23 protein-coding genes are annotated in these 22,716 nt (G+C 61.2%); all 23 read left to right on the top strand.

Going from position 1 to position 22,716, the window contains the following annotated elements:
• The first annotated feature begins 1 nt into the window (after position 1).
• Positions 2 to 610: an acyltransferase gene (locus P8L30_08795; GenBank protein MDG2240288.1), complete on the top strand. Its 609-nt coding sequence runs from the start codon at positions 2 to 4 to the stop codon at positions 608 to 610.
• A gap of 4 nt (positions 611 to 614) precedes the next feature.
• Positions 615 to 2,084: a hypothetical protein gene (locus P8L30_08790; GenBank protein ID MDG2240287.1), complete on the top strand. Its 1,470-nt coding sequence runs from the start codon at positions 615 to 617 to the stop codon at positions 2,082 to 2,084.
• 8 nt (positions 2,085 to 2,092) lie between these two features.
• Positions 2,093 to 4,042, top strand: a complete 1,950-nt coding sequence (gene asnB, locus P8L30_08785; protein ID MDG2240286.1) for an asparagine synthase (glutamine-hydrolyzing) — start codon at positions 2,093 to 2,095, stop codon at positions 4,040 to 4,042.
• A complete protein-coding gene (locus P8L30_08780) occupies positions 4,030 to 4,998 on the top strand; it encodes a glycosyltransferase (GenBank protein ID MDG2240285.1) in 969 nt (322 codons plus the stop codon). Before asnB ends, P8L30_08780 begins: the two co-directional genes overlap by 13 nt.
• On the top strand, positions 4,998 to 6,257 hold the full coding sequence (locus P8L30_08775; protein MDG2240284.1) for a hypothetical protein: 1,260 nt from the start codon (positions 4,998 to 5,000) through the stop codon (positions 6,255 to 6,257). The genes P8L30_08780 and P8L30_08775 overlap by 1 nt, the downstream gene beginning before the upstream one ends.
• Positions 6,254 to 7,759 (top strand): lipopolysaccharide biosynthesis protein, encoded by a 1,506-nt coding sequence (locus tag P8L30_08770; protein MDG2240283.1) that lies wholly within the window; start codon positions 6,254 to 6,256, stop codon positions 7,757 to 7,759. Before P8L30_08775 ends, P8L30_08770 begins: the two co-directional genes overlap by 4 nt.
• Entirely contained in the window at positions 7,756 to 8,820 is a 1,065-nt protein-coding gene (locus P8L30_08765) for a hypothetical protein (GenBank protein ID MDG2240282.1), read from the top strand. The genes P8L30_08770 and P8L30_08765 overlap by 4 nt, the downstream gene beginning before the upstream one ends.
• A 182-nt stretch (positions 8,821 to 9,002) precedes the next feature.
• The gene (locus tag P8L30_08760; protein ID MDG2240281.1) at positions 9,003 to 9,806 is read left to right on the top strand and encodes a class I SAM-dependent methyltransferase; all 804 of its coding nucleotides are present in this window, start codon (positions 9,003 to 9,005) and stop codon (positions 9,804 to 9,806) included.
• Between the two features lie 16 nt (positions 9,807 to 9,822).
• A complete protein-coding gene (locus P8L30_08755; GenBank protein MDG2240280.1) occupies positions 9,823 to 10,602 on the top strand; it encodes an SDR family oxidoreductase in 780 nt (259 codons plus the stop codon).
• A 16-nt stretch (positions 10,603 to 10,618) separates the two neighbouring features.
• A complete protein-coding gene (locus tag P8L30_08750) occupies positions 10,619 to 11,365 on the top strand; it encodes an SDR family NAD(P)-dependent oxidoreductase (protein ID MDG2240279.1) in 747 nt (248 codons plus the stop codon).
• Positions 11,362 to 12,159 carry a 3-deoxy-manno-octulosonate cytidylyltransferase gene (gene kdsB, locus P8L30_08745; protein ID MDG2240278.1) on the top strand — a complete coding sequence of 266 codons (798 nt, stop codon included), beginning with the start codon at positions 11,362 to 11,364 and terminating at the stop codon, positions 12,157 to 12,159. Before P8L30_08750 ends, kdsB begins: the two co-directional genes overlap by 4 nt.
• Positions 12,159 to 13,190, top strand: coding sequence for a Gfo/Idh/MocA family oxidoreductase (locus P8L30_08740; GenBank protein MDG2240277.1), 1,032 nt, complete (start codon positions 12,159 to 12,161; stop codon positions 13,188 to 13,190). Before kdsB ends, P8L30_08740 begins: the two co-directional genes overlap by 1 nt.
• Complete coding sequence (locus tag P8L30_08735) at positions 13,187 to 14,137, top strand: hypothetical protein (protein MDG2240276.1); 951 nt, start codon at positions 13,187 to 13,189, stop codon at positions 14,135 to 14,137. Before P8L30_08740 ends, P8L30_08735 begins: the two co-directional genes overlap by 4 nt.
• Positions 14,134 to 14,934, top strand: coding sequence for an aldolase/citrate lyase family protein (locus tag P8L30_08730; GenBank protein ID MDG2240275.1), 801 nt, complete (start codon positions 14,134 to 14,136; stop codon positions 14,932 to 14,934). The genes P8L30_08735 and P8L30_08730 overlap by 4 nt, the downstream gene beginning before the upstream one ends.
• Complete coding sequence (locus tag P8L30_08725) at positions 14,921 to 15,583, top strand: HAD hydrolase-like protein (GenBank protein MDG2240274.1); 663 nt, start codon at positions 14,921 to 14,923, stop codon at positions 15,581 to 15,583. Before P8L30_08730 ends, P8L30_08725 begins: the two co-directional genes overlap by 14 nt.
• Positions 15,576 to 16,505 carry a phosphoglycerate dehydrogenase gene (locus P8L30_08720; protein ID MDG2240273.1) on the top strand — a complete coding sequence of 310 codons (930 nt, stop codon included), beginning with the start codon at positions 15,576 to 15,578 and terminating at the stop codon, positions 16,503 to 16,505. Before P8L30_08725 ends, P8L30_08720 begins: the two co-directional genes overlap by 8 nt.
• Positions 16,506 to 16,526: 21 nt before the next feature.
• Positions 16,527 to 17,138, top strand: a complete 612-nt coding sequence (locus P8L30_08715) for an SIS domain-containing protein (protein ID MDG2240272.1) — start codon at positions 16,527 to 16,529, stop codon at positions 17,136 to 17,138.
• 289 nt (positions 17,139 to 17,427) lie between these two features.
• Positions 17,428 to 18,189, top strand: coding sequence for a hypothetical protein (locus P8L30_08710; GenBank protein MDG2240271.1), 762 nt, complete (start codon positions 17,428 to 17,430; stop codon positions 18,187 to 18,189).
• Between the two features lie 14 nt (positions 18,190 to 18,203).
• Positions 18,204 to 18,911: a methyltransferase domain-containing protein gene (locus P8L30_08705; protein ID MDG2240270.1), complete on the top strand. Its 708-nt coding sequence runs from the start codon at positions 18,204 to 18,206 to the stop codon at positions 18,909 to 18,911.
• Positions 18,911 to 20,092, top strand: a complete 1,182-nt coding sequence (locus P8L30_08700) for a glycosyltransferase (protein ID MDG2240269.1) — start codon at positions 18,911 to 18,913, stop codon at positions 20,090 to 20,092. Before P8L30_08705 ends, P8L30_08700 begins: the two co-directional genes overlap by 1 nt.
• Complete coding sequence (locus P8L30_08695) at positions 20,089 to 21,264, top strand: glycosyltransferase family 4 protein (protein MDG2240268.1); 1,176 nt, start codon at positions 20,089 to 20,091, stop codon at positions 21,262 to 21,264. The genes P8L30_08700 and P8L30_08695 overlap by 4 nt, the downstream gene beginning before the upstream one ends.
• 22 nt (positions 21,265 to 21,286) lie before the next feature.
• Positions 21,287 to 22,114 carry a class I SAM-dependent methyltransferase gene (locus P8L30_08690; GenBank protein ID MDG2240267.1) on the top strand — a complete coding sequence of 276 codons (828 nt, stop codon included), beginning with the start codon at positions 21,287 to 21,289 and terminating at the stop codon, positions 22,112 to 22,114.
• On the top strand, positions 22,111 to 22,716 hold the full coding sequence (locus tag P8L30_08685) for an adenylyl-sulfate kinase (GenBank protein ID MDG2240266.1): 606 nt from the start codon (positions 22,111 to 22,113) through the stop codon (positions 22,714 to 22,716). The genes P8L30_08690 and P8L30_08685 overlap by 4 nt, the downstream gene beginning before the upstream one ends.

Genomic DNA, 22,716 nt, shown 5'->3' with positions numbered 1-22,716 from the left:
CGTGGGTCTGTTTGCGACGGTCCGAGCTGAGGTGGGGGATCACCATACGGCATTCGTCTTCGGACTTCCGGGTCGGGTCGGGAATCGGGCGCGAAATTGGTGGCTTCGGCGGCGGGCGGCATCCAGCGGGGGCCGGCTGTTCATCGATCGCAACTGCGTGTTTATGGATCCGGAACGAATGAGTTTTGGGTTGGAGTTTCGATGCGGAGCGGACTGCTTTTTCAGCGCTCAGGGTGGGCAACTGTCGTTTGGCGCGCGGGTGTCGCTCAATCGCGGGGTGCATCTGAATGCGTCGGTCGCGGGCGAGATCGTCATTGGCGACGATGTGCTGATGGGTCCGGGGGTCATGCTCCGTAGTGCCGATCATATCTTTGGTGACCCCGACAGATTGATACGCGAGCAAGGGCACGCCGGAGGCAGGATCGAGGTTGAATCCGACGTATGGCTTGGGGCTAACGTCGTCGTCGTGCGAGGTGTGACGATCGGAAAAGGGGCGGTGGTGGGCGCCGGGGCCGTGGTCACAAAAGACCTGCCGCCGTATTCAATCTCGGTGGGAGTCCCTGCGCGCCAGATCGCGGTTCGGAGCGGCGCCATGCCCGACCCGGGATGACGAGGTGACCTCGAATATGCTCGGGCTTGATCGATTCGAGGCTCTGACCACACTGTGCGACGGGATACTGATTGACCCGGACGCCCCGGAGGCGCTTCTAGATGCGCCCGCCCTGCACGTCGTATCGAGTCATCCGGCACTGATCCGAACGCAGCTGCACGAACCAGACGGCGTCGCTGCTCGGGCCCGCAACCTGGCTCGACATATCCGAAACGTCCTGAAGCCGGGCGGGCGAATCGGTCTCGAGACTGGGCGGCGCTATGACATGCTTCTGATCGGAGGAGTGGTCAGCGCGGCCCATCTGGACGCGGAGGCCGACTTTTATTTCGGAGGTTTGCAGGCGCACCTCTTCTCTGCCGGGCTTTCTTCTCTGCTCCTGCTGAGGAATCAGACCGGCTTGCCCACCCGGACCCTGGCCGGACGTGGCCACCGAGGGGGAGAGCAGGGTAGGCAACTGCTCCCGGACGCCCTATCGGCTCGTGAGGAAATGAGCTTCATCCGGAAAGCCGTGGCCGCCCGAGGCGCGTCCCGAGCACGACTAGAGCGGGTCGGTGACCGGGTGCTGCGCCGCAACCTTGCCGACGATATATCTTCCCCGTCGACGACGGGGAATCTCAGGCTCGAGGCACTCGTGCGACGAGCGTGCGCCGCGGTTGAACCCGCTGCGGTCATTACGATGTTCGAAGGTCATGCCTGGGAGCGTTGCGTCTTCCGGGCCGCGTCGGAGCACAGTCCGGAGATCGTTCGGGTCGGCTACCAGCACACGATCGTTCGAAAACATGCCCATGGGATTCGCAGGAGCCTCGGACATGGCATGGATCCCGACGTGGTCCTCTGCATGGGACCAACCACTTGTACTGATCTTGCCGAGAATTCGAGCTTCGAAGACACACGGTTCTGCGTGTTCGGAACCCACCGGATGCAGCGCGACCCTGGAGCGACTGTCCGAGCGCCCGGCGACACGTGCCTAGTGGTTCCGGAGGGCCTACAGGACGAGGCCTCGTCGCTGTTTCGGATGGCGATGGAGGCGGCCCGACTGTCACCGGAGACCCGCTTCATCTTCCGGTGTCATCCGGTACTGCCCTACGACAGCCTGATCGGCCTGCCCGCCGAGGATCAGCTCCCCCCCGGTGTCGAGTTAAGCCGGGTTCCGAACATCGAGGATGACTTCGACCGGTCTTCTTCGATCCTTTATCGGGGGTCTTCGTCCGTCGTCTACGGAATACTCTCCGGTCTGCGCCCCTTCTATCTGGAAATGCCCGATGAGCTCACCCTCGATCCGCTGCACGCACTGGCGACATGGCGGGAAAGGGTTTTCGACGCCCAAAGCTTTCTGGATGCGCTCGCCGCGGACCGCCGCGAGCCGGAAGCCGATCGCGCGCAGGGCTGGGACGTTGCTCGCGGATTTTGCGCGAACATGAGCGTGGCCGAACGAGCGGAGGGCCTGTCGGATCTGATTGAGCGGGTGAGGTAGGGTACGCCATGTGCGGAATTAGCGGCCAGTTCCGCATCAGCGGTGGTGCCGTCGACCGGGGAATTCTTGAGCGGATGTCGCACGCCATTGTTCACCGAGGCCCGGACGACGAGGGCTTCCTCGTGGAGCCGGGTATCGGGCTGGCTCACCGGCGGCTATCGATCATCGACGTCTCTGAACGCAGTCGTCAGCCCATGGCGAGCTTTGATGATCGGCTGGTGATCGTTTTCAATGGCGAGGTCTACAACTACGCTGAGTTGATCCCCGATCTTGAGGCGGCTGGCGCGCGTTTTCGCACCACCAGCGACACTGAGGTGGTCGTAAATGCCATTCGGATCTGGGGCCTCGACGCGGCCGTCAAAAAGTTCATCGGGATGTTCGCGTTCGCGGTCTGGGACCGCGAGGACCGTTCGCTGTCGCTCGTCAGGGACCGTGTGGGAATCAAGCCCCTGTTTTACCGCGCAACGGCGGACGGGGTCATCTTTGGCTCGGAAGTCCGCGCATTGCTGGCCCACCCCGACGTGGCGCGCGAGATGGACCCCGTCGGGCTCGGTCAGTTCCTGACGACCGGATACACGCTGGGGGCCCGGACCGCCGTGAAGGGAGTCGCGCGCCTGCTCCCGGGCCATATCGCCCGCTTCACGGAGGACCGCGCCGCCGAGTTCAGGCGCTATTGGGATCTGGATCACCTCACCCACGCAAGCTCAATGGGTGGCCGGAGCCTTGATGACTGCGCGGACGAGCTCTTCGAACTGCTTAAGAGTGCGTTCGGGTATCGGCTGGTGTCGGACGTGCCCGTGGTGAACTTCCTTTCGGGGGGGGTTGATTCCTCCCTGGTTGCGGCGATTCTCACCAAGTCACTCGGCGCGGATCTTGAGCACATTTCGATCGGTTTCGAAGCGACGGCATTCGATGAGGTGCCGCGAGCGAAACAGGTCGTCGAGGCTCTGGGGCTCACGCACACCGTCCGCTACCTCGGCATGGATGAGGCCCAAGCTGGGATCAGCCGCTTCGTCGAGGTCTATGACGAGCCGTTCGGTGATACCTCCGGGATTCCGACCACGCTTCTGTGTGGTGTCGCCCGGGAAGGGGCAAAGGTCGCCCTTTCGGCCGATGGGGGTGACGAACAGTTCTGCGGCTACGAATCCTACGCGCGGTACGGCCAAGCCTGGTCCAGACTCCGCCACTTGCCGGCGGGACTGCGCCGGATCGCCGCTGTCGGTGCCGGGCTCTTGCCGGTGGAGGCGATCGCAGGGGCAGCAGCCCGGCTGAGTGGGGGCAAGCTGAGACCGCAGCTCCGAGCCCGCCTGCAGAAGGCACTCGACATACTGCAAGTGCCTTCAGAGGGAGCTCTGCTCAGGACCACCTTTGAAAAGGCCTGGACCTGGTCCGATGCGGCGGCCCTGGTGGGCGTGGAGGAAGCTCACCTCTATGACGGGTCTGTTCTCTCCGACGAAGGTCTGCTCGGTCGAGAGCCGTCCTTTACTGGCCGAATGATGCGCGCCGACTACCGTGCGTTCCTGAGAGACGACATTCTCACGAAGGTCGACAGAGCGTCAATGCATGTTTCGCTCGAGGCGCGGGACCCCTTTCTGGACCATCGAATTGCGGAGTTTGCCTTCCGCCTCCCGCTGGAGGCCTCATGGGGCTCAGACGGTTCAGGCGGGGTCGAGCACAAACGAATTCTCCGGCACCTGCTTAGAAGGTGGGTTCCGGACGAGGCGGTCTCGGCTCCCAAGAGGGGGTTCTCGATTCCGCTCTATTCGTGGATGAGGAATGAATGGAAGGACACGGTCCACGAGGTATTGCTAGATCCGTCGGTGGCCCGGAGCGGGCTGGTCCCACAGGGTGTTATCGAACGCGAACTCCAGTCATTCTATGGAGCGCCCGGCGGCCGGGCAGAAAGAATCTGGATGCTGTTGAACCTCCACATGTGGTGGAATAGATGGATGGCGTGACGGGCCCCCACACCTGGACTGGCAAAGATTTGACCGTCCTCGTCCCGACCTACAAGCGGCCGGCGAAGCTGGGGGAACTCCTCGACAGCATTTTGGCGCAGACCGATTCGGTTCGGCGGGTCGTGGTCGTCGATGGCGGTGGTGACGCACGGGATGTCTGTGAAGCGTACGCCGGTCGGCTGCGTGTGGACTACTTCGTTTGCGAACCGCCCGGACAGATCCGGCAGCGGAATCACGGGCTGGCCCAGCTCGACGGGAATGATCGGCTGGTGGCCCTCCTGGACGATGACATCGTCATGGAACCCTACGCGGTAAACGAGATGATCGCGTTGTGGAATCGGGCTCCTGTGGAGACCGTTGGAGTCGCGTTCAACATCATCAACGGCGATCCCGAGAAGTACACTGTTCTCAAGGGTCTGCTCGGCATCTGCGCAAAGGAGCCCGGGCGGGTTCTTCGCAATGGAATGACAAGCGCGATCTCCCACGCCCGTGAAGACACGCAGGTACAGTGGCTGCCCGGAGGCGCGACCGTCTGGCGCAGCGATGTCCTTCTCAGCCGTCCCCATCGCGAAGTCTCGGCGCGCTGGGCGATCGCTGAGGATCTGGTCTTCAGCTACCCCCTGGGGCAGCAGTTTCCGATGTTTGTCTGCGCGAGTGCCGAAGTGCATCATTTGCACATTTCGGACTATGGCAGAGCCCGGGCCGACAGGTATCACGGCAAGGTTCAGACGCTGTGGACTTACCATTTCGTGGCGACGAACCCGCGTCTATCGCGGCTCTTCTTCTTTTACACGCTCGGGGCCCGCCTGCTTGGCAAAGTGCTCAGAGGGGTGTTCAGGTTGTCGCGTGCGGACCTTGAGTTTGCGGTTGGTCAGGCGATCGCGGTGAGCCAGATTGCGGATGGGGCGCTGACGGGGAAGGCGTCATTTGAACTCCTCGCCGAGGATGATTCCTGATGCCGACGGCCCGGGTCGCGCCAATCGTTCCTGCCCGAACAGAGGCAGTCCCGCCCGGGCAGGGGCAGCTGGTAGAGTTGGCCGCCTGGTTGCTGGTTCCGTGTATCCTGATTGGGACGACGCTGAACCAGCACCCGATTCTCGGGGTCAAGTCGTTCGGGCAGATCGCGATGTGGCTCGCTTTCCTGTCTGCCATCGAAATCGCTTACCGGTGCACACCCTACCGCTGGCTGTTTCCGTTGAGCTTTGGTGCGCTTCTGGTCTCCCGGGCGGCTCGGGTAGTGATTGGCTCCGAGACTGGGGTCACCGCCCTCTACATTGCAGGGATGGCAGGAATATTTGGCCTGGCTTCGGCGTGGGTTGTGGCCAGGCGACCCGCCCTGGTCAGGCGGCAGGTCTGGATTTTCCTTGCCGTCTCCGGGGCACTGATGCTCGTTCAGATGTACGGTCGTCCGGAGATTCTGCACACGTTCAGAACCGATATCCACGACCCGTTCACAGGGCGGGTGATACTCGATGCGCTTTTCCAGCGAGATCCGCTGGTCGGGTACAGCACGCTCCAAGTTCGCCCGGCGGGTCTGCTCTTCGCCAACAACTTCCTTTCGCTCGTGCTCCTCGGCCTTATGGCGGTGAGTTTCGGGCGCTGGCGCGGTGGCGGGCTCGACAAAATCGACTGGGCCCTGGCGCTGGTGGTGGCATTCACGATGTCGAAAATGGTGTTCGTCACCCTGATTCTCTTTACGGCGATCCTGTTTCTCCTGTCCGGGCGCCCCAATCGGCGGCGCATGCTGAAGTTCTGGATGGCCCTGGCCCTCTTCTTGGCACTCTACTACCTGCTGTTCCCCGGCGTATTCCTCTACAACGTCTCGCCGACGAATGCTCTGGTTAACGTCAATGTGCGTTTCGCGGACCTGTCAGCCGTCATTTCGGGGCTGGACATTGCTCAGGTCTCAGTCGAGGGATTTGATGGATCGATTCGCTCCTACACGGTTGAATCCGGCTCGCAGTCTGCCATCTCCCGCCTTGGAAATCAGTTACCCGTGCTCGCTGGGCTGGGACTCCTGATTGCACCGATCTACCTGATTGCGATTCGACGGATCTGGCACGTCGACCAGGCACTCGCTCGCACATCCATCATCGGGGCGGTGGCCTTCCTGGTGGCTCCTCTCACTACGTCCTTCCTTGAGAACCCGATGTATTGGATGATCTTCGGCCTGGTTCTGCTGCCCCTTCACGTGAGGACGCCCGCCCGCCGGTGAGTGACGCGACGGAGAAGGAGCGGAATGGAAAGACTCGGGATGTTCGGAGTGTAGTGATCTATCTGGGTCAGGTCGGGGCAGCCAATCTGTTGCCACTGATCACCCTACCTGTCTTTCTCAACCTGCTGACGACCGACGACTACGGTTATCTGGCACTGGCCACGGCATTCGGCGCGGTAGCCGTAGGCCTGGGGCAGTTCGGACTGCAGCAGGGCTTCGAGAGAGAGTTCTTCGCCCGGGACACTGTGCAGTTCCAGGCTGGCCTCCTTCGGTCGACGCTGGTTCTGGTATCGATCACACTCGCGGCGGTGTTTCTGCTCAGTTGGGTATTCCGGGGTGCCGTAGCGGGGCTGTTCCTGAGGGATTCGGACAAGTCGGGCTTCCTGATTCTGGTCCTTGTTTCGCAGATACTCCAAGCTCAACGGTATTACTTGCTGGTGTTCTTCCGGAATAGAGGAGACGCGGCAGCGCACGCCCTTTTCTCTACCGCTGAGGCGGTCCTGTGGGCAGGGTTCGGGCTGCTCTTCGTGGCGGGCCTGGGAATGGGGGTTTCGGGCATCCCGCTCGGCCAGATCGCAGGTACGGCCCTGGTCATGGTGCCGATGATCCGACATGCGCTTCGAGGGGCGCAGTCCCGATGGGAGGGGGCCGCTCTCAAGGACGCTGTCCGCGTAGGGCTCCCGCTCACACCTCGGGTCCTGGTCAGCGTTGCCAGTTCGCACCTCGACAAGGTCCTGGTCGGACTGATCGCTGATGTCGGCGGGGCAGGGGTATATTCCATCGGCCAACGGTTGGCCTACGTGGTGTTCTCCTACATGACGGCCCTTGAGAACGTCTTTGTTCCGAGAGTTCTCAGGATGATGTTCGAGGGCGGGGATGACGCCCCGGAACGAATCGGACGGTACCTCACTCCGTTTGCGTACTGGTCGATGCTCGTGGCGGCGGTGGTCACGCTGTTCAGCTACGAAGGCCTCCTGATTGTGGCACCCCCGGAGTACCTTGCCGCCACACCAATCATTTCGATTCTAGTCGTACACTATTCTCTGATGTTCTTCAGCAAGCAGCGTCAGTTGGTGTTTGCAAAGAAGACACACGTTCTCTCGATGCTGTCAGTCGTTCTACTGGTGCTGAGTGCCGCCCTGAATATCCCGCTGGTGCGGGCTTTCGGTTCCGTCGGTGCCGCGGCGGGCACGGCTACGGCCGGGGCCATCTATGTCTGGTTGACCTTCCGTCTGTCTCAGAAATACAATCCGATCAGCTATGAAGCAGGGCGGGTCGGGATCATTTTTGGCGGGTTGGTGGCCGTGACGGGTGCGTCGCTCATGCTCTGGTGGGCAGACATCGGGCTTGCGTCTGCCCTGACGATCAAGATCTTCCTAACGGTCACATTCCTGATGGTGGGATGGTGGCTCCGGGTGCTCAATCGTGACACCTTGCACCTGCTCAGGTCCGCTCTTCGCCGGGTGGCCCCAACGACACCCAACTCGTCGGGATCTTCATGACGGTCAACGAATCTCCATCCGACGCGCCAAGGGGGGCCGATTCGGAGCCCGCCGAATCCCCGGGTCCCGGGGCGATTCAACTGATCGCTCTTGTAGTCCGGCATCTTCGTCTCGTTATCGGGATGGGCTTTGTCGTCGGGGTGGCTCTGGGGCTCTATGTTCTCAGCACGCCGAGGACGTTTACGAGCAGGGTGAGTTTCGTTCCACAGGAGTCCAGCCAGCAGGCCCCCGCCTTCGCGGGCCTCGCGGCCCAGTTCGGTGTCAACTTGGGCGGAGGACAGTCGTCCGAGAGTCCCGGGTTCTATGCCGAGCTTCTCAGGTCCCGGGAGCTGTTGTGGCGAATCGCGGAGCGAAACTATGAGGTTCAGACGGACACCGGCCTGGTTGTCGGGACGGTCGCGGGCGTTTTCAACCTCGAATACGACGATCCCGATCGGCGAACGTTCGAGGCGACCAAGCTGCTGGCAGAGATCACGGTTATTACGCCCAACACACGAACGGGAATCGTCGAGATTCAGGTGAAGACGCGATGGCCTGATCTTTCTCGCGATCTTTCCCAGTCTTATCTGGACGAGGTGAACCGCTTCAATCTGGAAGTCCGCAGGGGCCGGGCCCTAGCGGAACAGGAGTTCGCCGAAGCCCGATTGGAGGAATCGAGGGCAGAATTGAAGAGTGCGGAGGACGGTCTCGAAGCGTTCCTGGAGCGAAACCGCATTGCCAGTTCACCGCAGTTGGAGATCGAACTGGATCGCCACCGACGTCAAGTGGACGTCCGCCAGCAAGTGGTCATATCCCTTTCATCCTCCTATGAACAGGCCCGAATCGATGCCGTACGCAATACTCCGGTGATTGCGGTGATTGAGCCGGCTCGTCGCCCGACCGTAGGCGATGCGCGGGGCACGATACGAAAGAGCGGTGTGGCTGCTGCGGCAGCAGGGATTCTGGCACTGCTATTCTCGCTGCTGCTCGAGCGCTTTCGGTTCGCGCGGGACAAGCAGGATCCGGAGCTCGAGGAACTCGCGAGAAACCTGGGAGAGCTGAACCCGTTCAACCGGCGCTAGGGGCAGTGATGAGTCCGAGGGCGCCCTCCACCGGGCCTGAGAATAACAGGCCAGGTGGACACTGCCCCGTTTGTCGGGGCCACGACCTGAGTGTCGTGCGTGCCTACCGCGGGAGATCCGAGATGCTCCGAGGTGGATCCTTGGCTCAATGTTATGGGTGCGGGTTTCATTTTTGTTCTCCAATGCCGTCGCAGGAGGCGTTGGCCGCCTACAACGCCCACTACTTCGACGAAGCCCATGCGGGAGTTGCCGAGGCGGAATCCGCACGGCCCTTCCATCGGGCCATCAATCATCTGCGCTTCCGACATGTGGCCAGGCATTTGGAGGCTGTGCAGGACGGCCTTCGGGTTCTGGAGGTGGGCCCCGGACTGGGCGATTTCGCCCACCACATGACCACCTTCATGCCTTCGACGAAATACTCGGTGGTCGAATCGGACGATTCGTGCAGGTCCGCCCTCGCCAAGCTTGGCTATCGGCATTGGTCTGCGCTTGATCAGGTCCCAGCCGACGAAAAGTTTGATCTGGTGGTAATGTCTCATGTGCTCGAGCACATGTCCGATCCTGTCGCGGAGTTGACGAGGCTAAGAGGATTCATGGCGCCTGGAGCCATCCTCTTTATTGAGGTTCCATGTCGGGATTGCGAGCACAAGCCGAGTGACGAGCCTCACCTCCTGTTTTTTGACAAGGAGCCCATGGCGAGGTTGTTGTCCGAAGTCGGGCTAGAGCCCCAGGAAATTTCCTGGCACGGGAGGAGTATTCGTTACCTGCGGCGCCACAAGGGATTCATGGACAAGGTGCTCCGTCGGATCGGAGCGTTAGCCGTTCGTCGGGGGTTGCTGCCGATCTCGGCTGACCTTGCTGCAATCCCGGATCCGGCCGACCGCGCTGCAGTCTGGGCGTTCAGGGCCGACCGCACGTCGGATGAACCGGCATGGTGGCTTCGGACCGTCGCCCGCATGCCCGCCCGAAATGGAATCGATTCCTGAAACAGATGACAACTGAATGAACGCACATACCAGTAAACTGTTCGACGTTGAAGGCCGCGTCATTGCCCTTACCGGTGCGGGCGGCTTCCTCGTTGGCGAGATGGCGCGGAACTTCGGGCGCGCCGGTGCCCGGATAGCCGTGCTGGACGTACGAATTGAGGATGCCGAGAAGGTTGCATCTCAGGTCAAGGACGTGGGCGGTGAGGCCATGGCCCTCGCGCTCGACGTCCGACACAAGGATGCCTTTGCCTCCGCTCTCGATGCGATCCTGAAGGAGTACGGCAGCGTTCACGGTCTCCTGAATGGCGCGGGCCTCAACGCCCCGACTCCGTTTCTCGAGATTGGCGTCGAGGAATGGGAGGATATCCTCCGCGTCCAGCTGACTGGTACCATGCTGGGATGCCAGGTCTTCGGTGAGCGCATGCTTCAGCAGGGGAGCGGCAGCATTGTGAACATCAGCTCGGCCTCGGCCGGTCCCCCGCTGTCCAAAGCTTTCACCTACTCGGTTGCCAAGGCCGGTGTATCGAACCTGACCCAGAATCTGGCCCGTGAATGGGCGACCGCCGGCGTGCGTGTAAATGCCCTGCGGCCCGGATTCTTTCCTACCGAGTGGAGCCAGAAGCACTTCATCGACGCCAAGCGCGAGGCGCAGATTCTCGGGCACACGCCGATGGCACGGTACGGAAAGCCGTCGGAACTGGTCGGGGCAGTCCACTGGCTCATGTCGGATGCGGCGAGCTTCGTAACCGGGGCCGAGATCACAGTAGACGGCGGCTTTACCGCCATGACCATTTGAGATGCCGGAGACTTCTGTGAAGAACGCAATCGTGACAGGTGGCGGACGCGGAATCGGAGCCGAAATCACACGGGCCTTTTCGGCGGCAGGCTATCGAGTGGTTGTCGCCTCCCGTTCGGATTCCGGCATTCCTGCCGAGCTTGGTGATCAGGTCCGTCACATTGCCTGTGATATCACTTCGCCCGAGTCGATCAGGGCGATGGTCGTGCAGGCGGTAGGCTGGATGGGTGGTGTCGACGTTCTGGTGAACAACGCGGGCTTTTCTGGCTGGCGCCGCGTCGAGGACGTCGATGAGGCGTTCTGGGATCGGATGCTCTCCACCAACCTCAAGGGAACGTTTTTCGCTTCCCAGGCGGTTCTGCCGCACCTCGGTTCAACCGGGGTTATCGTCAACGTGTCCAGCCTTGCCGGAAAGCGGGGGAGCGGAAACAACTCAGTCTACTGCGCCTCGAAATTCGGTGTGAACGGGGTCACCCAGGCATTCGCGAAAGAGCTGGGACCGTCCGGGATTCGTGTGAACGCGGTCTGCCCGGTCTATGTGGAGACTGAGGGGCTCATGGACGCTCTGCAGGAACCGGTCGCGCCTCCAGGCGGACAGAATGTGCGGGAGTACCTGGATGGCTTCGCGGGCACTCAGGCCGCGCTTCGGCGCCTGCCTCGGGGAGACGAGGTCGGATCCCTCTGTCTCTACCTGGCCTCTGACGCCGCTTCGGCGGTTACCGGACAGTGCATCAACGTTGATTGTGGAGTCCTTCCTCAATGAGCACCGAAAGGAAGGACACGGTCGTGGCTGTGGTCCCGGCCCGGATGGCCTCCTCGCGCTTCCCGGGAAAGCCTCTGGCCATGATCGCAGGGCTGCCCATGGTTGAGCATGTGCGCCGCAGGGCCGGCCTCGCCCGCACGGTGGATCGGGTCGTTGTCGCCACCTGCGATAAGGACATCATGGCTGCCATCCAGGGATTCGACGGCGCCGCCGTCATGACGCGAGACACCCACGAGCGGTGTACGGATCGCGTACAGGAAGCGATGGAGTCAGTCACGGGCCGAATCGTGGTGATCGTCCAGGGAGACGAGCCGCTACTCGATCCCGCGACGGTCGATGCCGTGGTCGCCCCTCTTCTGGCCGACCCGGACCTCCTGTGCACCAACCTGGTCTCTCCCCTGAGCGGGCCGGAAGATCTGTCTGACCCCGACGTGGTGAAGGCGTGTTGTGACCTGCAGGGAAACGTCATCTATCTGACCCGGGCGGCTGTGCCGTTCCCGCGCAGTCCGGGACCCGTCCCCGTCTATCGACAGACGGGGATCATGGCCTTCCGTACCGACTTCCTGCACAAGTTCAGCCAGATGGCCGAGTGCCCGCTGGAGCGAATGGAGTCGGTGGATATGCTCCGAGTTCTGGAGCACGGCTATTCGATTCGAGGCGTTCTCTCCGATGCTCCCACTGTCGGTGTGGATCGGCCGGAAGATCTGGTCCGGGCGGAAAGACTCCTGGCTGAGGACCCAACGCAGCGCGCGCTGTTCGAATCCATTCGTACCAACCAGTCGGGCCTTTCTTGATGAAGAAGCTTCGCGTAGGGATCGTCGGGTTCGGATACATGGGCGAGATCCGTGAGTGGACCGTCCGCGACCACCCGAATTATGAGTTGGTGGGTGTGGTTGATCCGGGGTACGAGGACCGTATTCGGAAAGCTGGATACCGTGCCTTCGAGGACTACCAGTCGCTGTGCGCCGAGGGGCTGGACGGACTTTTCGTCTGCACGCCGAACAATGTGACCCCCGAGGCCGTGGTCTACGGTCTGGATCAAGGCCTTCACGTGTTTTGTGAGAAGCCACCGGGGCGTAACCTGGGAGACATCCAGCGGATTCGTGAGGCCGAGGCCCGCAATCCTCAGTGCAAGCTGATTTTTGGCTTCAACCATCGACACCACCCCGGCATAGCCGATGTGCGGGCTCTGATCGCCAGTGGCTCGCTTGGACGCCTTCTGACGGTCCGCGGAGTCTACGGAAAGTCAGGCGGATACGGCTACGAGAAGTCCTGGAGGAACGACCCCGCCGTGGGTGGTGGCGGCATCCTGCTGGACCAGGGAATCCACATGCTCGACCTGTTCCGCTACTTCTGCGGGGATTTTGACCAGGTCGTCGGGCTCCGGGCATCGTCCTTCTGGGATATCCCGGTCGAGGACAACGCCATGCTCCTGCTCCGCTCGGAGAAGGGACATCTGGCCCAACTGCACTCCACCGCGACGTCGTGGAACCACACTTTCCGGCTCGAACTCGGTCTTGAAGGAGGGTACCTCAATGTCAGCGGATTGCTTTCCAAGTCCGGATCCTACGGTCGGGAGACGCTGGTGATCGGGCGACGCCCACCCAATCGGGACCAGGCGGTATCCGTAGGAAATCCCAGGGAGGAGACCACCTACTACGATGACGATCCATCATGGGAACTGGAGCTCGCGCACTGGACCTCCTGCATTCTCGAGGATCGACCGGTAGAGCAGGGAAGTTCGCTAGACGCACTGCGGGTGATGGAGATCATTGACCAGGTATACCAGACCCCTATCGACACTTTGATCCGGGAAGGCGCATGAAGACGATCGTTTCGCTGCAGGATTTGAATCAGATTGAAATCAAGCCGAGCGAGGCTAACGCGCGATTCCTTGAGTTGGTTGAGCAGGACTGCCGGACCCGACTGGCCCCCGGGCCGCTGGCGCCCGTCGACTGTCCCGGCTGTGTCTCGCCCGATTTCAGCGTTGCGTTCCCGCGCTTCGGGCTTGAATACGTTTCCTGCGACGGCTGTGGCACTCTGTATGTGCGCGAACGTCCCAGCTCAGACGCTCTCGACCAATACTATTCGGACGCGGAGTCCGTGGCGTTCTGGGAAGAGGAGATCTATCGCCTCACCCTGGAGTCCCGCCGGGAAAAGCTCGCCGCGCCGCTTGCCCAGTGGGTTCTCGACAGCATTGCCGAGAAGCACCCGCAGGCGGAGCGTCTGGTTGATCTGAGTACCCATGGGGCCCTCCTGCGTAGCGAGATCAAAGCCCTGGGCGGCCCCTCGGATCTGTTGGATGGGCGGGCCGCGTTGGCAGCCGGAGACGTTGACGTCGTCACGGCCTTCGATTGCGTCGGACGCACCCATAACCTTCCGGCTCTGATCAAGGATGTCCACACCGCATTGCGCCCGGGAGGCCTGATGGTGCTGACCGCGCCCGCTGCAAGTGGACTGGAACCGCTGGTCCTTTGGGATCGCTCACCCACGATCATGCCGCCGGACAAGCTCAACCTTCTGACCGTCGAAGGCTTTGAGGCTCTCTTCTCGGCTCCCGAGTGGGAGATCGTTGAGTTGAGTACCCCGGGGCTCCTGGATCTTGAGATCATCCGCCACGTGCTTGATGACTCAACGAGTGATCCGACGTCCCGCTTCCTCAGCTATCTATTCAAAAACCGGCCACAGCGGACGGTGAACAGCCTGGTTGAGTTTCTGCAGATCAATCGACTTGCCTCTCACGTGCGCCTGGTCGCCAGGAAAGCAGCATGAACGATATGAAGCTGGCCCGAGACGTGAAGGATCGACTCGCGCGCGGTGAGGCCTCAATCGGCTCGTGGATGTCCATGGCCCATGTGTCGATTGCTGAGATCGTTGCCCGGGCGGGATACGACTGGGTAGTGGTCGAGACGGAGCACACCGCGATCGACGTGTCAGAGGTGCTCCCGCTACTGATCGCCATTGAGCGCCACGGCGCAGTTCCGATGGTCAGGCTTGCGTGGAACGATCCGATTCAGGCCAAGGCCGTCCTTGATTCCGGAGCTGCTGGCGTACTGGTTCCCATGGTCAACACCTGTGCGGAGGCCGAGGCCGCCGTACGGGCCGTCAGATTTCCGCCGATCGGGACCCGAGGCGTGGGCCTGGCGCGGGCCCAGGGATATGGGCTGGACTTCGCCGAATACGTGGAACGCGCGAACGACGACGTGCTCCTGATGATTCAGATCGAGCACAAGGATGCCGTCGAGAACATCGACGAAATCCTTGAGGTTGAGGGGATCGATGGCACGTTCATCGGGCCTTACGACATGTCGATGTCGATGGGGATTCCAGGGCAGTTGGATGATCCTCGCATCGCGGAGGCCATGGACACGGTCCTCAAGGCAACGCGGGCGAAAGGCCTGATTGCGGGGATTCACCTGGTTCATCCTGACACGGCTGTGACCCAGGTCGCAGACCGACTGAAGGAGGGCTACCAGTTCATTGCCTTGGGTACGGACATTCTTTTCCTGGGGGATGCCTGCCGGGACCTGCACGACCGCGTCAGGAGGACGATCGATGGTGGTGCGTGACATTCGCCTGATCGTTCTGGATTTTGATGGTGTGATCGCGGAGTCGAACGGGGCGAAGGACGAGGCTTTTCACGAACTGTTCGGGGAATATCCCGAGCATGAAGCGTCGATGCTGGCGTTCCACGAAGAGAATTTTTCGTCCCCGCGTATGGTGAAATTTCGGCACTACGCTCAGAACCTGATGGAGGGCGGCGATGAGGACGCGGTGGCGCGAATGGCGACCCGCTTTTCCGAACTGGTCGTAGACCGGGTGGTGGCGACCGAACTGGTCCCCGGTGCGCGGGAGTTCCTGGACCGCTGGAGCCAACGCGTTCCGCTCTATGTAGCGTCGGTTACACCCCAGGATGAGCTCCGCGTGATCGTCCAGCGGAAGGGCCTCTCCCGCTACTTCGCTGGCGTGTTTGGTAATCCGCCCCTTGAGAAGTCAGACGCGATTCGAAGAGCGTTTGAGGCGGAAAAGGTCGACCCAGTGCACACCCTTCTGGTCGGTGACGCTCCGTCGGATTCTGCCGCCGCTCAGACAGCCGGTGTCGGTTTCGTCGGCAGAGTCAGCGAAAAAGGCTTTGGCGAACTAGAGGTAGTGGCGGCATCCGACCTGTTTGGTGTGGCCGAGATTCTTGAACAATGGATGGATTCAGCAGATGTCTGATGGACCTGAGATTTTCGTAACCCTCTCCACGTTTTCGCGCGAAGCTCCGACGCCCAACCTGGCGCTCGAAGCCTCAGGCTACTCGTTCAAGGTGAACGAATCGGGTCGAAGGATTCGTCCCGAGGAAGTGCTGGAGCAGGTGCCCGGAGTGATGGGCCTGATCGCGGGTGTGGAACCCTATAAACGCGAGACCCTCTCTGCTCTGCCCAACCTGAAGGCGATCAGCCGATGTGGCGTCGGCATCGACGCCATCGACTTGGATGCGGCCAAAGATCTCGGGATTGCCGTCCTGAACACGCCGCAACCACCGATCGACGCGGTCGCCGAGCTGACCCTGACCTTCATTCTGGCGCTGCTGCGGGACCTGCCTGCCCTGAGTGACTCGACTCACAAGGGCGAATGGAAACGGCGCACGGGGCGGATCCTTGGCGGTCGGACAGTGGGGCTGATCGGCCTAGGACGGATCGGGCGCCGGACTCTCGAGCTGCTTAGGCCCTTTGGCGTCAGAATTGTTGCGGTCGACCCCGCGGCCGACGCGACCTGGGCCGCAGAGAACGGGATCGAATTGACCGATCTTGACGGCGTGCTTTCCCAGGCTGAGATCGTGTCCATTCACACGGCGGGCGGGAGCGGGCTCAGGCTTGGTGCACGAGAGTTCGGGATCATGCCCCCGGGCGCGTATCTGATAAATACCGCACGTGGAGAGGTCGTTGACGATGTGGCTCTTCGGGCTGCGCTGGATTCCGGCCATCTTGCGGGGGCCGCACTGGACGTTTTTCCCGAGGAACCGTACCATGGTGCGCTTCTCGGGTGCGAAAGGGTGATCGCGACGCCCCATCAAGCCACGCTGACCCTTGAGACGCGTGTCGCCATGGAACTCGAGGCCGTTAACAATCTTGTTAGCTTGCTAGATTTCCAATAATCCAAACACACAGGAAAATCCGTGAGCTATTCCGTAACCTACCTGGCAGAAGCGAAGGCCATCATCGACCTCCTGGATCCGGAGGTCATTGAGAAGATGGCGGCCGGGCTTGCTGCGCTCAGGGAGCGTGAGGGTCGACTCTTCCTCCTGGGTGTGGGTGGGGGTGCCGGGCATGCTTCACATGCCGTCAACGACTTCCGGAAGATCGCCGGAATCGAGGCCTATTCGCCCTGTGACAATGTTTCGGAACTGACGGCCCGCACGAACGACGAGGGCTGGGATACCAGCTATTCTGCTTGGCTCAAGGCCAGCCGGATCCGCAAAAACGACGCCGTGTTCATCTTCTCGGTGGGTGGGGGTGATCTGGAGCGGAACATCAGCGCCAACCTAGTCCGGGCCATGCAGCTCGCCCAGGAAGTCGGCGCCGAGATCTACGGCGTAGTGGGTCGCGATGGTGGCTACACAGCGAAAGTGGCCAACGCCTGCGTGGTGGTTCCGACCGTCAACGCCGAATCCGTCACGCCTCATACCGAGTCCTTCCAGGCACTGGTCTGGCACCTGCTCGTTGCTCATCCGGCCCTGATGGTCGCCTCGAACAAGTGGGAATCGACCGCCACCGCCGAAGTTGTCTGAGCAAACCTCGGTTGATGCAATTGCGACCCGGGTTGCGGCCGAACTGAGTTGGGGGTCCGGCGTTGCCGGTAGCTCGGACTTCGAGTGGCACGATTTTTCTTATGGATTCAGGCTTCGCCGCGAGGACGGTGACGAATCTGTCTATGTCAAATTTCCGCGTCACGATTTTCTGTTCGACCGAGACCGGCCGCTATTCCCTCGCTCGGCGCAAGATTTACGAGAGGCAACTCTGGAATATGAGAGCCTCACCTATCTAGAGTCTGCGCTGAGGAATCGTCCGATCCGCTTCGTGAAACCGAAGCTGTTCCTAGAGGACCTCGGAGGGGTGGTTACCTCCCTGGTGCAGGGCGAGGACGCGTTGCAGCGCCTGCGCTCGCTCGATTCGGCGTCGGCTTCTGGCGATAGCGCGTCTCGGACGGTCATGACTGGTTGGATGTACGAATTGGGGCGCTCGGTCCGGGCGGTTCACGAGTCCGGCGCCGGCGGTCAGACCGCCGTTGGCTGGCACGAGAACCGGGCCAAGATCGTTCGACTGCTGGAGGGTCTGGCGGAGAGAGGTTGCTTCGGGGAAGGTCAGATGAAGCGGTGGTTGGACCTGCTGCCTCCCGCTCCCGAGGGGCGGCCACACGCTTTGGCGACAGTGTCCCTCAAAGGCCTTGATGTTCGGAATTTGATGCTCAATCAGGACGGCCGCCTGGTCTTCCTGGATCCGGGGGCCATCAAACGTGCGCCGCGGGAGGCGGACCTCGCCCGGTTCGTGCTGACGTTGCGGATTCTCTATTGGGGCTCCCCCAAATTCGCACTGGGTAAAGAGATATGTCCGGCTACTGAAGAGGCGTTCCTCGAAGGATATGGCCGGGAACACGTCGATCATGAGGTTCTGGCGTGGTACATGGTCAAGGAAGTCGCCAAGCACTGGCGGATGGCTCATGTCGCCGTGGATGTGAAGGATTGGCTCTCACCTTTTTCCATCTTGGTCAGAAGGCTCTACATTGATCGCCAGTACCGCCGAAAGCTCGATCATTCAATCCGTGTGCTCACAGCCGCGTGACCGCGAGAGAATCCTTGTCACATAGCTCGTCCCCTCCGTCGGATCAGTACCGGACCGAAACGCGTGAGGCTTACCGTAACCGTCAGCGTGCGGAAGCCTACGATCGTCAGTTGCTCGGCAGTCTCTCATGGGCCCGCTTCACCATGTGGCGAGAGATCGGCCTGGTGGCATCATTTATCAAAGGCCGGGTAGGCGATCGGAAGCCTCTGGTTATTGACCTGCCCTGTGGGACGGGCGTCGCAGCTCGGATTTTTCGCGAGCGTGGGTATCCGGTCATCGCTGGAGATATCTCCGCAGAAATGATGGAGGTTGGTGCCCACCGATATGGTGACGCCCTTCGCGGAATGGTGCAGATGGACATTACCCGGACGCCTTTTTCCTCTGGGGCCTTTGAGGCTGCCGTCGTCCTGGGCTTCCTCCACCGGATCCCGGCCGACCTGAAGACGCAGGTCATGAAGGAGATTGGCCGTATTTCGACTGAATTCGTTGTTGTTTCGGTAAGCGTCGATGGTTGGGGCCAGCGCCTGAAGCGCCGAATCGTCCGACTCTTGAAGCCCGGCCATGCGTTCGCTCCCGGACCCGAGGCCTGGGGCACGATTCGCGACATGTTCGAAGATGCCGGCTTCGAGATTCTGGGTGTCAAATCAGTGATGCCCGTGCTATCGGCAGAGAAAATTGTGCTGCTTGCCTCAGCGGGGGACTCGCGGGGCAGCAGGGACTGATGGCCGCACCGCTCCATGTGCTGATCTACGAGCCCTATCCTTGGGGGCAGGTCAGCGGCAACCTGCAGACTCTCACGTTCATGCTCAAGCATGTCTCCCGTGAGGCCGTGCGGTTCACGTTGATGGTTCCGTTCGACGGGGGTTTCCTGGATCTGGCGAAAGAGTACGAAGTGGAAACCGTCGAATTCCCGCCTCCGGATCGGGTGAATCAGTATGGAGGGGCTGCCCTACGCGGCGGCGTAGTGGGACGGTTGCGCACGGTACGGGAGTTGATTGCGTACAACTTCCAGATCCGACGATATCTAAAGGACAATGCGGTCGACGTGGTCTATGCCAACAGCGTTCGGACGGCTGTGACAGTTGGACTCGGGGCCCGCCTCGCCGGCGTGCCCATGCATCTGTACATCAAGGGCGAGCTCGACAACCCAGTGATCGACCACGTCGCTCTCCCCATGGCAACCCGGATCACCTTCTTTTCCGAACAGAACCGGGACGATCGCTATCCGATGTTGATTCGTATGCTGTCGGACCGGATTGACATCCTGCCGCCGGGACTGGATCCCGACGTACTGATGGCTGCCGAGCACGCTTCTGACATTGATGACCTTGGCGTTCGTGGCGAAAAGATCGCGTACGTGGGACAGGTTTTTCCTGCGAAGGGCGTCCATTTCTTGTTGGAAGCCTTTGGGAAGATCGCGCCTCGCTTTCCAGAGGCGCAGTTGGTCTTGATCGGTGATCCCATGATTGACGCCTATCGTGACTACCCCGATCAGCTGAAGCAAAGGGCTGAGGAACTCGGCGTGTCGGATCGAGTGCATTTCCCCGGGTGGCGGCGGGATGTTCTTCAGCTGCTACGATCTATGGACATCTTGGTGCACCCAACTCTGGCGGAAGGCTTTGGGCGTGCGGTCCTCGAGGCGATGGCGATGTGTCTTCCTGTGGTTGCCAGCAAGGTCGGCGGACTTCGCAGCTCGGTTATTGAGGGAGAGACCGGATTTCTGGTCGAGGTCGGTGACGTGGACGCGATTGCCGACCGGATGGTGGCGCTCTTGTCGGACCCCAGCCTTCGCGAGCGCATGGGGGCCGCGGGTCGGACCCGAGTCCACGGAAACTACTTAGTAGGCGACAAGATGGATGAACTGACCGAGATCTGGCAAAGAACTTCGGGGAATGCGCGATGAAGATTGCAATGGTCACTCAGGACGGCTTGTCCACAGTCAATTTCTGCACGCCTTTCGTGCGGCATCTGGCGGCGGAACAGGGGAGCGACATTGAGATCGTCACAATCAGCACCTCTGACATCTACGCAGAGGAGATTCGGGCTCTCGGGACGCGACACTTCGAGATGGACGTCGATCGGTACGCCGATCCTGTCGGCGATCTGCGATACGCTTGGCGCATGTACCGCCTCTTTCGCCAAGAGCCGTTCGACGCTGTGGTCTCTTTCGGAACCAAGCCGAACTCCTACGTGCCCTTCATTGCCAGGTTCGCTGGGGTTCCGGCTGTGATCATGGCCATTCGGGGACTCGGGCGGGTCTTCTCGGGTGGAACCGGAGGGGGAGGAGCGGTGCGAACGGTGCTTGAGACGTTGTACCGTGCCTCAGCCAATGCCTCGGACAAGGTCTGGCTGACCAATGACGGGGACCGTGCGCACTTCGTCGAGGCGGGCCTGGCTCCGTTTTCCAAGACCTTTATGACCCGGAATGGTGTCAATGTCGAGGTCTTTACGCAGGAGGCCGTTCCGGCTGGAAGGGTGAACGAGGTGCGGGCGGAACTGGGACTGGCTCCGGACGACTTCGTGGTGGTCATGGTTGCGCGGATGGTATGGGCCAAGGGGATCCGCGAGTTCGCGGAGGCGTGCCGGGCGGTTAGGGCTGCCGATCCGGCAGTGCGCTTCGTTCTGGTTGGACCCCCTGAAGAGGGCACCCCGAATGCCATTCCAGCGGAATTCATGGATCGGATCGAGCAGGACTACGGGGTCGATTGGATCGGATTCCGGAAAGATGTTCGGGACGTGTACGCGGCGAGCGACGTCGCGGCACTTCCTTCCTACTACAAAGAGGGGGGCTATCCCCGGGCGCTGCTGGAACCGATGGCGATGGCCAAACCCGTGATCGCTGCTGACACGCCGGACTGTAGGGGGCCTGTTGAAGACGGCGTCAGTGGCTATCTTGTTACGCCTCGGGATTCAGGCCATCTCGCCGAGCTGGTCCAGCGACTCAGGAACGACCCCGAACTTCGGGATCGGATGGGACGCGCCGCGCGGCAAAGAATCCACGAAGTCTTCGACGACCGTCTATTCGCTCGAAAAGTCATCAGCGAACTACTACTCCTGACGACTCAGAGTCGTTGAGACCCATACAAGGTGCATTGAAGTGATCGATCGCAAGCAGCAGGAACGAGAGTTCCACGACAACCTTCGTCAGATCAGCGAAGACGAATATGTCGCGGAAACACGCTGGTCTCCGGAGCTGGAAGACACCATCCGGGACAACCCGCTTTGGGTGAACATGAAGTATTACGCGGTTGAGAAGTCAAGCCGTGACTTCGTGGAGCGGTGGTGGGCGGCAAATGTGAAAGGCGTCCGCGTCCTGGACTACTGCTGTGGCAACGGAGAGGATGGGGTCAAGCTGGCCCAGCTGGGAGCGCAGGAGGTGATCGGCATCGACATCTCCCCCGTCTCGGTTGAGAACTCTGCAGGGCTTGCCGAGCGGGAAGGGGTCGCGGACCGGGTCAAGCATCAGGTTGCGGACGCGGAAGAGACCGGCTTTGACGACTCCAGCTTCGATGTCCTGACCGAGTACGGCTCACTTCATCACCTCGATCTCGATGCAGCTTTCAGCGAGATGGCACGGGTCCTGAAGCCCGGCGGGAGCGCGATCTGTCAGGAGGCGGTGCGTCACAATCCTGTGATCCATCTATACAGGAGACTCACGCCGAAACTGCGGACCCCGTGGGAGGTCCCGCACATCCTTGGGCGGTCATCGGTCGGGATCGCCAAGAAGTACTTCGAGAAGGTGGAGATCCATCACTTCCACCTCCTTGGCCTGCTTGCGGTTCCTTTCCGCCGGACCATCCTGTTTAACCCGCTCCTTTCCTTCCTCGATGCTTGTGATCGGGTCGTCCTAAGCATCCCCGGGATCCGCTGGCAGTCTTGGCAGATGGTGATGGTGCTCTCGAACCCCCGTAACAAGCCGGAATGAGTCGTACGACGGAGGATCTCCAGACAGCAGAGATCTCCGGCGCTTCAGGGTGGGGTTCCGGCGGCGCCGTGGTCTGGGTTACGGGTATTTCGGGAGCCGGAAAGACGACTGTTTGTGATGCCCTCGCGAATCTAGTCGGGGATCAGGTTCCGGAACTCGTCCGGATAGACGGCGACGTGGTTCGTGAAGTGTTCGGAGCGGACCTGGGTTACAAAGCGGCTGATCGGGAGATTCAGATCGGCCGGGTTCAGCGTCTCAGTCGAGTTCTAGCGGAGCAAGGGAAGCTGGTACTCGTTGCGGCCCTGTATGCATCCGATGATCTGCTGAGTTGGAATCGGGAACATCTGCCCGGCTACTTCGAGGTCTACCTTGAGGCATCCTTCGATTTGGTGCGCTCACGTGACCCCAAAGGGCTATACCGAAAGGCCGACGCGGGGCAGATGCCTGATGTAGTGGGGATTGACGTTCCCTGGAACGCCCCGAAGCAGCCTGATCTGGTGATTGACGCTTCCCGTCCGGCCACCCCGCGCGAGCATGCGATCTCAATTGCTCGGCGGATTCCGAGATTGAGCCGGGTCCTTACACGGCTCTCTCTCGATTGA

Source organism: Longimicrobiales bacterium, assembly GCA_029245345.1.
Classification (GTDB): Bacteria; Gemmatimonadota; Gemmatimonadetes; order Longimicrobiales; family Gaopeijiaceae; genus CALFPJ01.
Note: the sequence above shows the minus strand (reverse complement) of the source record. Positions and strands in the feature narration are given on the sequence as shown.